At 71.5% G+C, this 9,048-nt stretch carries 12 protein-coding genes; all 12 read right to left on the bottom strand.

Annotated elements, in window-relative coordinates; genetic code table 11:
* Positions 1-10: 10 nt before the first annotated feature.
* The gene (locus tag ACFUEL_RS28720; RefSeq protein WP_380239677.1) at positions 11-763 is read right to left on the bottom strand and encodes a hypothetical protein; all 753 of its coding nucleotides are present in this window, start codon (positions 761-763) and stop codon (positions 11-13) included.
* Between the two features lie 82 nt (positions 764-845).
* On the bottom strand, positions 846-1,643 hold the full coding sequence (locus ACFUEL_RS28715) for a hypothetical protein (RefSeq protein ID WP_380239676.1): 798 nt from the start codon (positions 1,641-1,643) through the stop codon (positions 846-848).
* Positions 1,644-1,714: 71 nt separating this feature from the next.
* Positions 1,715-1,912: a hypothetical protein gene (locus ACFUEL_RS28710; RefSeq protein WP_380239675.1), complete on the bottom strand. Its 198-nt coding sequence runs from the start codon at positions 1,910-1,912 to the stop codon at positions 1,715-1,717.
* Entirely contained in the window at positions 1,909-2,463 is a 555-nt protein-coding gene (locus ACFUEL_RS28705; RefSeq protein ID WP_380239674.1) for a hypothetical protein, read from the bottom strand. Before ACFUEL_RS28705 ends, ACFUEL_RS28710 begins: the two co-directional genes overlap by 4 nt.
* 113 nt (positions 2,464-2,576) lie before the next feature.
* On the bottom strand, positions 2,577-3,275 hold the full coding sequence (locus ACFUEL_RS28700) for a hypothetical protein (protein ID WP_380239673.1): 699 nt from the start codon (positions 3,273-3,275) through the stop codon (positions 2,577-2,579).
* A 125-nt stretch (positions 3,276-3,400) separates the two neighbouring features.
* Positions 3,401-3,682, bottom strand: a complete 282-nt coding sequence (locus ACFUEL_RS28695; RefSeq protein ID WP_380239672.1) for a hypothetical protein — start codon at positions 3,680-3,682, stop codon at positions 3,401-3,403.
* A 40-nt stretch (positions 3,683-3,722) separates the two neighbouring features.
* Positions 3,723-3,962 (bottom strand): hypothetical protein, encoded by a 240-nt coding sequence (locus ACFUEL_RS28690; RefSeq protein ID WP_376052944.1) that lies wholly within the window; start codon positions 3,960-3,962, stop codon positions 3,723-3,725.
* The gene (locus tag ACFUEL_RS28685; protein ID WP_380239671.1) at positions 3,962-5,545 is read right to left on the bottom strand and encodes a LysM peptidoglycan-binding domain-containing protein; all 1,584 of its coding nucleotides are present in this window, start codon (positions 5,543-5,545) and stop codon (positions 3,962-3,964) included. The genes ACFUEL_RS28690 and ACFUEL_RS28685 overlap by 1 nt, the downstream gene beginning before the upstream one ends.
* Positions 5,546-5,762: 217 nt before the next feature.
* Complete coding sequence (locus ACFUEL_RS28680; protein ID WP_380239670.1) at positions 5,763-6,284, bottom strand: hypothetical protein; 522 nt, start codon at positions 6,282-6,284, stop codon at positions 5,763-5,765.
* A complete protein-coding gene (locus ACFUEL_RS28675; RefSeq protein WP_380239669.1) occupies positions 6,281-7,456 on the bottom strand; it encodes a hypothetical protein in 1,176 nt (391 codons plus the stop codon). Before ACFUEL_RS28675 ends, ACFUEL_RS28680 begins: the two co-directional genes overlap by 4 nt.
* Positions 7,456-8,604 carry a hypothetical protein gene (locus ACFUEL_RS28670; protein WP_380239668.1) on the bottom strand — a complete coding sequence of 383 codons (1,149 nt, stop codon included), beginning with the start codon at positions 8,602-8,604 and terminating at the stop codon, positions 7,456-7,458. The genes ACFUEL_RS28675 and ACFUEL_RS28670 overlap by 1 nt, the downstream gene beginning before the upstream one ends.
* Before the next feature lie 14 nt (positions 8,605-8,618).
* Positions 8,619-9,048: phage distal tail protein (locus ACFUEL_RS28665; protein ID WP_380239667.1), on the bottom strand; the 430-nt coding region annotated here is incomplete at its 5' end.

The raw sequence follows: 9,048 nt of genomic DNA, 5'->3' as shown, positions 1-9,048 counted from the left end.
GGAGCGCCGGTTAGAACGGCGGCTCCTCCTCAATGGCCGTGGCCGGGGTGTCGGCAATGGCGTCGCCGTACGGCTTGACCACCTTCACGGTGGCCTTCTGGTAATCGACGTCCCGGCCGGCCTTGCTGGTGTACTGCACCCGCTCGTTGACCAGGTGGGCCAGCGACGGGCCCGCGGACTTGGCCAGCGCGCCCTTCAGCGCCGGGAGTTCGGGGATCAGCGACCAGCCGCTCGACTTGTAGCGGAAGGTGCCCAGCTCCAGGGCGTGGGGCAGGGTGAAGTCGATCTCGATGCTGGGCTTCGGGCCGCGCTCGGCCTTCGCCCGGTCCTTCAGCTCGGCGATGGTGCCGGGGCAGCGGCACGGCACGCCGACGTCCTCCGGCGGCGACAGGAAGGTGCGGGTGTCGCAGTGGTGGGCGAGTTTGCCGTTCACCCACTGCTTGAAGTCGAGCTTCACGGCCTCGGGGCCGTCGATGACGACCTCCACCCGGTCGGCGTCGGTCTTGACCGCCATGGCGTCCTCGGCCTCGGTCTCCCGCTCGTACGGGGTGCCGCCCAGCAGCTCGGCCACGGCCTCGGCGGTGACCGGCAGGGCGCAGGTCACCATCCACTGGTGCTGGGCGATCGGGAAGCCGCCGTCGGGGGCCGCCTCGTAGTTGCGGAAGACGCCGGCCAGGTCCGGGCGGGCGTTCGCCTCGGCGCGCTCCGCGCGCTCGGCCAGCTCGGGGTCGCTGGCGAAGATGTTGTCGAGTGCGTTGCTCAAGGTCTCTCTGTTCTCTCGGGGGCGGCGGACCGGGCGGTCCGCCGGGCTCGCTGGTGTTGAGCGGGGGCGGTTAACAGCCGGGTCAGGCGGCGCGGCGGGCGGTGCCGGTCAGGTGGCCGGCCTCGTGCTTCCAGGCGACGCGGCCGATGATCCCGGCGTCCGAGGCCCGGTCGTCCGCGAAGCGCTGGCGCAGGGTCAGGAACCGGTCGAAGATCGGCCGGTCGATCGTCACCGGGCGGAACTCGGCGCGGGCCGGGGTGATGTGCAACACCGCCCCGGCGTCGACCTTCGGGAACGGGACGATCTTGCGGTCTACCGTGATCAGGTCGTCCGCGTGGGCGTAGGCCGCGAGCTGGTAGGCGACCGACAGGTACACGCTCTTGGAGGTCTTGAGGTCGCCGAGGATCGTCTTGCCGTTGATCCGGACCATGAAGTCGAACGACCCGGCGTAGGCGTGGCTGGACGACCAGGCGACGTCTTCCGCGTGCAGCAGCTCCGGCTGGTAGCGGTCGAGCCACGACTCGATCGCCGGGACGTACGGCTCGACGTCGTGGTGCGGGTACGGCACCTCGTGACCGCGCAGGCGCAGCTCGAAGTAGTCGTGCACCAGCGAGCCGACGTCGGCGCGGACCTTGGTGTAGCGCTTGGCCGCGTACTTCAGGAAGTCCACGGCGGCCTGGCGGTCGCGGGCGGCGATGCGCTGGACGACCTCCAGGTCGGTCACCGCGGCCTCTGCCGCCATGCCGGCCGACCAGTCCTGTAGGAAGGGCTTCGCCTCCATGTTCAGGATGCTGGTCACCGACGGGGCGAGGTCGCCGCTGAAGGGATGGACGTAGTAGCGGGAACCCCGCTGATGGACCGTGCGAACGCCTTCGGACATGCTCTCTCTTCACGTGGTTGGGCATGGAAAAGCCCGCCCGGAAACCGGGGCGGGCGGAGGGTGAGGGGGTGTCAGGCCGCGGGGGCGAGGGACGGCAGCGTGTCCGAGAAGTCCGGCACCTCGGCCTGGACGCGGGTGGTCGCGGCCTCCTCGTCGGCAGCGCGCTCGGCCGGGGCCAGCAGGTCCGGTACGGGGGTGTAGATGAACAGCACGTTCTCGATCGCGGTTGCGGTGCGGTCGATCGCGTCGAAGCGGTCGCGCAGGGTCATGCGGGGGCCTCCAGGGCTTCGCGGATTCGGGCGTGGAAGTCGGAGAGCGAGCCGCTGTTCGGGACGACGCGATCGGCGTGCTCGGGGCCGAGCTGTTCGCTCGGGTGGTCGCCGTCGGCCCCGCCCCGGTCGATGAACCAGACGGCGAAGCCCGCGTTCCGCAGCGCGTCCACCTCGTTGACGAAGCGGACGTCGGTCACCACGACCGGTCCGCCGATCGCGGCGGCGGACCGGCGAACCTGCTCAATCCAGAAGTCCGCGGTGACGTGGCGGCGAACACCCTCGGTGCCGAGCCGCTGGAGAAACCGGCGCGCCTCCGGGAACCGGTCCTTCACGGCCTCCCAGCCGTAGCGGTCCACCGCCTCGGCCAGGTGGACGGGCGCCGGGGCGTGAACACCCAGCAGTTCGGTGCCCACCACCGGGTCGACGTCGTATGCCATCGCCTTCAGCGGGTCGGCCAGCGCGAGCCGGGTGAACCCGTACTCCCGCAGCACGCCAGCGGCCGTGTCCTTGCCGGATCTCGCCCGGCCGATCAGGGCTATGCCGTGCACTCGTGTCTCCTCTCTCCGTGGTCACCGGGGTTGAGCGGGGGCGGTTAACACGGTGCGGAAACACGAGAAGGCCCCGCCTCCCTGGCGAGGGAAGACGGGGCCTGGTGCCGGGCTCAGCCCAGCTTGTTGTCGAGGTCGAGCAGCACGGCGGCGGTCTCGCGGAGCGTTTCGCGGAGCCCTTCCAGGCTGTCCTGGTCGAGTTCCGCGAAGGACGCGGGGCTCAGGGCTTCGGCGAGGGTGTGAAGCCCGCCAACTGCTTGTCGGCAGTCGGCCGGCTGGATCGGGTTGCCGTTGAACATGGCGGCCCCGAGTACCTGCTGTTTGGCTCGGCGCTGGTAGTTCTCGCTCCGTACCTCGCGCTGAGCCTTGGGAATGATCTTGTAGTAGGCGAAGACGTCGTCCGGGGTTGCCATCTCCGGGAAGGTCGCGGCCAGCTCGTCCGGCCGTCCGCCGAGCGAGCGGACGTATTCGACGCGGACGGGCGAGATGGCTTCCCGGACGGACTGGAGGAGACTCTGCCGCTCCTTCTTGACGGCTTCCCGCACTTCCAGGGGAGACCTCGGGGGCGCGACGAGACCGGCGGCGTCCAGGAGGGAGGTCATCCACTGCCGGGCGGCGTAGGTCTCACGCCGCAGGTCCGGCAGGCCGTCAGCGTTCTTGAACAGGAGGGCGGTCTCGAAGACCACTGCCGCGAGGGCCCCGAAGTCGCGAGACGCCTGCGCGGGCCGCACCAGGGGTACAGCCCGATCCAGCACGTCCTGTGCACCGGGGGTGTCCTGCCAGTTCGGCCCGGCCTTCCTCTTCGGGGGCATGGGGTCCTTTCGGATTGCGGGGTGGAGCGTTGTGCAACCAACGCTCTCTCCCTCACATTCCACCACGGGCGCCGGTCGAGACGAGAAAAGGCCCCGACCCGCCCGAAGGCAGGCCGGGGCCTGGGTTACCGCTTGGCCTTCATCTCGTCGCCGAGCGCGGTGGGCTCGGCGACGTCGGCGTGCGGGCACGTGCAGTGCTCGGCGAGCGCTGCGGTGCGGGCTGCCTCGCTGTTGGCGGCGTCGGTGGCGTGGGTGACGACCCGCTTACCCGCGGAGTGGCCGGCCGCCATCGCCACGCCCGCGAGCAGCAGGCCGACCACGGCCTCGTTGCTCTCGATCCCGGCGAGCTTCGGCACGACGGTGCCGAGCACGGTCAGCGCCGCGACGACGGCCGAACGCGCCCGCACGGGGTTCTCGGTGATCCAGGTCTTCAGGTTCTCGATGGGTTCAGCCCTTCAGGCGTACGACGACGTCGGTGATCAGTGCGGTGCCGCCCGCGAGGCCGGAGGCCACGACGCCGTAGCGCCAGACCTCCAGCGCGCGGACGCGGTCTTCGTGGTCCTTGAGCGTCTGGTCCACTGCGTCGCTGCTCTGGGCGAGCGAGCGGACGTCCTCCCGGACTTCGACCAAGGTGTCGTAGATCTCCCTCGGGCCGATCACCACGCCCAGGGGTTCGTTCTCCGCCATCAGTAGCCGCCTTCGTTCCAGGCGATTGACTCGAACGAGCCGTAGGTCGCGTTCGCGTAGCGGACCCCGGCGATGATCGAGTCCACCGGGTTGAGGATGTCGCGGTGGCCGGGCAGCGAGTAGGCGTCGAAAGTCGGGCGGATGGTCTGGAGCAGTCCGTAAGTCCCGCCGTACAGTGCCTCGTTGCTGTCCCAGTGGTTTTCGGCGAGGGGGTTGCCGCTGGACTCGACCATCGCGCGGTGCTCGATCGCCTCCGCGCTGGGGACGAGGTCGCCGTTCGCGCGCAGGATGTCCCGGGCCTCTTCGATCCAGCCGGGGAGGTCGTTCGAGTAGCCGGTGCTCGGCGCGGTCGGCTCGTCGGGGGCCGGTGCCGGGTCGGCCGGCAGCTCCTCCACGGGGGCGGCCGGTTCCTCCACCGGGGCCGACGGCTCGGCGGTCGGGGCGGTCGGCTCGCTGGGGGCTACCGGCTCCGGGGTGGGGGCCACCACGGGGCACGGCGCGGGGGCCGGTGCCGGGGCGGCGGCGGTGGCGTCGGGGATCACGAGCTGCTGGCCGGGGAAGATCAGGTCCGGGTTGGCGGTGGTGGCCGGGTTCGCGGCGATCAGGGATTCCAGGGTGACGCGGTGGGCGCCAGCGATGTTCCAGAGGTTGTCACCGGGGGCGACGGTGTAGAGCTGCTGCTCGGCGGCTGGCTGCTCGGGTGCCGGGGTGGGCGCGGGCTCGGCCGGGGTGCTCTCCGCCGGGGTGGGGGCGGCGGGGGCCTCAGCGGGGGCGGTGGCCTCGGCCTGCTCGGGGACGCTGATTTGCTGGCCTTCGGTGATCCGGTCGGCGTCGTGGATCTGGGGGTTGAGGGCCATCAGCCCGGCCACGGTGGTGCCGAGTGCCAGCGCGATGCCGCCGAGGGTCATGCCCTGGCGGATGGTGAAGCGCCGGGTGGTCGGCGGCTGCGGCGCGGGGGTGTCGCCGAACTCGGCGAGCAGGCGGGTGAGCTGCTTGGGGCCGGGGATGCCGTCGGCGTCGGCTGTGTCGCCGAGCTTGAGCTGCCAGGCACGGAAGCTCTCGGTGTCCGCGCTGCCCCACACCGGGCCGGGGCCTTCGGTGTAGCGGGAGCAACCTGCGCGGACGAGGGCGCGGCCCATGATGGTGATGTGGTCGCCGACCGCGCCGGGGCCGTAGGGCTTGCCGTTGATGGTGACGGCCTGGCCAGTCGGCGGGGCGGGGGTGCCGGTGCTGCCGCTGGTGGAGTAGGCGGGGCGGCCGACGCCGAGGACGCTGGAGCGGGGGCGGACCTTGCGGGCGACGTAGCCGCCGGAGCCCTGGCCCGCGCCGTTGTCCCGGGCGGTGTTGCCCTCCACGGTCTTCACGCTCTGGCCGGGGGCGGAGTCTTCCAGGACGATGCCGACGTGGTCGGCAACGCCGTTGTTCGACCAGCTGTAGAAGATGATGTCGCCGCGCTTGAAGGCGGCGTCGCGGCCGAGCCACTGGCCCTTGTTGCGGAAGAACTGGACGTGCGAGGGGCAGTAGGCGAACCGGCCGACGGCCGCGGCTTCGCCGCCCTTGTCGGCGCACCAGGAGGCGAACATGTCGCAGAAGGGCTCGTGGTTGAAGCCGGGGGCGTACCACTTCCCGAACGGGGTGTCGTAGTACTTCCCCGAGGGGCTGAGACCGCCCCGGTAGTTCTGGTCGGCCCACTTCAGGGCCTCGGTGATGACTGCTTCGCGGGAGATGGAGCAGAGTCCTTTCGGGCGTGCAGCGGAGGCACCTACTCACGTGAGTAGGTGCCTCCGCGAGGTCGAGGGGTCAGGCGTAGCCGGGCGGGATCGGCACCGGGGTCCAGGTGCCGGCCTCGGTCGCGCCGGGGGCCTGGTTGAACGGGAGGGCGAGGGCCACGCCGGGGTCGACGGTGCCGCCTCCGTCCACGTCGGTCTTCGTCTGGAGCAGGAGGCGCTGCCACTCGCCGGGCTGGCCGCCGCCCGTCGGCAGGACCCAGTCGAGGCGGACCCAGCCGTTGTTGAGCGCGCCCCCGGTGTACTTCCACTCGGTGGTGACGGCGCGGGCCCGGTCGACGTCGAACAGGCGCAGCCACACGTTCGCGCCGGTCCGACTGGCGACCCGGCAGTCCAGGCGGAGGACGGGGTGGGCGATGCCGGCCGTGGGGATGGTGGCGGCGGCGCGCCAGGTGGTAACGACGTCGAGGCCGGGCCGGTAGGGGGTCATGGGCAGCACCGCACCCAGGGCGGACGCGGTGCGCTCCATCGCGGACAGCCGGGTGCCGATGGTCTGGAACTCGTCGGCGAGGGTGGGGCGGCCGTAGACGGTCATGCGCTCAGCTCCAACTGGCCCTGGACCCAGTCGTCCACGCGCTCGAAGATCGTGACGGGGACGAGGGCGAGGGTGGTCTCCTCGCCGGTGCTGGTGACCTTGGTGTCGATCTCCTGGACGACGTAGTCGGCGGAGATGCCGGGCCAGTTCGCGGTGCGGGCGCGGACGCGGATCTTGTGCCCGACGCGCAGCTCGGCGACGGAGTACTCACCGCCCGGGTGGAGGGTGACCTCCGGGACGACGATCGGGAACGCGCCGACGGCGGTCATGCGCTCGGCCTGGGCGGTCAGGGTCTCGACGCGCACCACGGAGTTGTTGGTCTCGACGGCGGCCAGGCGCGGGATGCGGCGGCCGTCCTCGGTCTCCAACTGGCCGTTGTACCACCAGGATTTGAGCTGCGACCAGCCTTCGCCAGCGCCGTTGACGCCGGTCTCGGTGCACATCTTGTCGCCGTCGGACGTGACGGTGGTGACGGTGCAGTTGGTGCCGTGCTCCAGCACGATGCCGGTGTCCTGGCCTCCGGCCGGGTACAGCCAGCGCATCCGGTTGCGGATCACGCGGGCGTCCACGTCCCAGTCGTGGTCGATGCGGAAGTCGAAGCCGCGGATCACCGCGCCGAGCTGTTCGACGGCCTCACCGACCGACTTCCACTCGTACCAGGGATAGGTGCGTTCGCGCTTCACGCTGTCCAGGTCGGGGTCGAAGGTGAGCGCGCCGGGGCCGTTGCTGCCCCAGTAGCCGGGCTGGCCGGGGGCGACCGGCGAGGGGTTGTCGGCGAAGGTCTGGATCAGCTCGCGGGCGATCGTGGTCTGCTCGCGCGGCGTGGTGCCGGTGGAGTAGCCGAGATTGATCATGTTGCGGCGGTAGTACTCCCACAGGCCCACGCAGTCGAGGGTCATCTCCTCGGCGGCCAGGTCCACTGACCAGGACAGCAGCGGGCCGCCCCACAGGACGCGGCTGCCGCGCTGGACGTGGGCGACGATCCGCCACGGGGAGATCAGCGACCAGTCGAGCCCGGCGAGGGGTTCGGCGGCCAGCGGCACGCTGAAGCTCGCGGAGCCCGGGGCGTTGAGGATCGAGCGGTAGTTGATCGCGGAGACGGGCAGCTCGGCCAGCAGCCGGCCGCCCTTGAACTCCGAGAGGATCACGCGGTACTCGGGTATGTCGGACATCAGGCAGCCGCCACTACCACGGCGTCGGCCTGCGAGGTCCACGCGGCCTGGAACTTCACGTTGTTGTTCTGGGTGTTGTCCGGGGAGACGGCGGAGCCGACGCTGAGCGGGGTTCCGGCCGGCACCTTGATGGTGGCGCTGCCCCGGACGTCGCGGGAGTCCCCGGCACGGGTGTACTGCGGGCGTCCGGCGCGGCGGCGCTCGCCGTGTCCGACCACCAGGGGCGTGATCCACCCCTCCCCGAACTCGCCCTTGTAGGAGACTTCGAAGGAGACGGTGGCCAGGCGTGGGTACGGGGCGGCCGGGGCGGTGAACTGGTGCCACACCTCGTTGCCCCACGCGCCCTCACCCGCCGTGTAGGCGATGTCGAGGCGGACGGCCCCGGGGACGACCGGCGCGGTGGTGCCGGGCCCGGTGACCTTGTGCAGAGCGGTGCTGACCGAGTCGTAGACCAGGCTGCCGGCCGGGGCCTCGGCCGCGACCGTGGCCACGCCCTGGGCCCCGGCGGTGCGCAGGTGGCGCAGCGGGGTGGTGTCGAGCTGCCCGGCGGTGACGAACCGGGTGTCCTCAATGCCGGTGATGCCGGTCTGGGCGATGTTCACCACGGCCAGGCGGACGCAGTTGGAGGGGACCGGCCAGTCCTTCGCGCCGGGGGTCGACTCGGCCAGGACGGCGATCGACCACCCCTTCGCGCCCTCCTTGGTGACCTCCGCGCCCGTCGCGGCGACCGCGTACGGGGTGCCGTCGGAGGTGTAGGTGACCGGCTGCATGTACTGGTCGGCGGTGGTGCGGATGTCCATCAGCAGCGGCCCGGCCGGGGAGCTGTCCGGGTCGGCGAACGCGACGACCAGGTCTTGGCGCGCGGCCTCGCCGGGCTTCGGGGTGGAGCACTGGAGCTGGATCGAGGCGTCCAGGTTGGCGAAGTGGACGGCCCCCTTGTGGGACACGGCCACGTCGTCCGGGAGCCAGATCGACCCGGCCGCCACCGACACACGCGGGGTGGGGTTGTCGACCTTCTCGACCAGCAGGGCGGTGGGCCCGGCGACGCCCACGTGGGCGCCCCGGGTTCCGCCGATCATCGTGCGCAGGTCCAGCGCGTCGTAGCGGCCCTGCTGGACGAACAGCGGGGCGCGGAGTTCAACTGCCAAAGCGGGTGGGGTCCTTACATCCAGGCGGAACGCCAGAGCACGTCCGCCGTGACCCCTTCGGGGCCTTCCAGTACGTCGAGTTGCAGGGTGTTCGCCCCGGGCGGCAGGGCGAACCAGGCCGAGCCGGGGTCGACCTGCCCGAAGCGGCTCGCGCCGTTGAGGGTGATCCGGCGGCGGGCCATGTCGATCACCAGGGCGTCACCGCGGCCGACCCGCAGTCCCCGGGTGGCGAACCGCTTGCGGTTGCCGTTGTGGACGAGGGTCAGCGACGGGTCGCGGATCTCATCGGTGGCCGGAGTGAGGCGGATCAGGGGCCAGGTATCGACCGATCCGGCGTTGGTGATGTCGGGTGCGCCCCGGGTGCCGGGGCCGTTGCCGAGGTCGAGGGGGAAGACCATCGGGAAGATGGGCTGTCCCTCGCGGGGGACGGCCACGGACACGGTC

Origin of the sequence: Kitasatospora sp. NPDC057198, from assembly GCF_042670125.1 — a bacterium.
Taxonomy (GTDB): Bacteria; Actinomycetota; Actinomycetes; order Streptomycetales; family Streptomycetaceae; genus Kitasatospora.
Note: the sequence above shows the minus strand (reverse complement) of the source record. Positions and strands in the feature narration are given on the sequence as shown.

Excerpts from the sequence above, each read along its gene's own strand:
- ACFUEL_RS28715 (WP_380239676.1), bottom strand. The coding sequence starts at position 1,643 with ATGTCCGAAGGCGTTCGCACGGTCCATCAGCGGGGTTCCCGCTACTAC.
- ACFUEL_RS28710 (WP_380239675.1), bottom strand. The coding sequence starts at position 1,912 with ATGACCCTGCGCGACCGCTTCGACGCGATCGACCGCACCGCAACCGCG.
- ACFUEL_RS28700 (WP_380239673.1), bottom strand. The coding sequence starts at position 3,275 with ATGCCCCCGAAGAGGAAGGCCGGGCCGAACTGGCAGGACACCCCCGGT.
- ACFUEL_RS28690 (WP_376052944.1), bottom strand. The coding sequence starts at position 3,962 with ATGGCGGAGAACGAACCCCTGGGCGTGGTGATCGGCCCGAGGGAGATC.
- ACFUEL_RS28685 (WP_380239671.1), bottom strand. The coding sequence starts at position 5,545 with ATGTTCGCCTCCTGGTGCGCCGACAAGGGCGGCGAAGCCGCGGCCGTC.
- ACFUEL_RS28680 (WP_380239670.1), bottom strand. The coding sequence starts at position 6,284 with ATGACCGTCTACGGCCGCCCCACCCTCGCCGACGAGTTCCAGACCATC.
- ACFUEL_RS28675 (WP_380239669.1), bottom strand. The coding sequence starts at position 7,456 with ATGTCCGACATACCCGAGTACCGCGTGATCCTCTCGGAGTTCAAGGGC.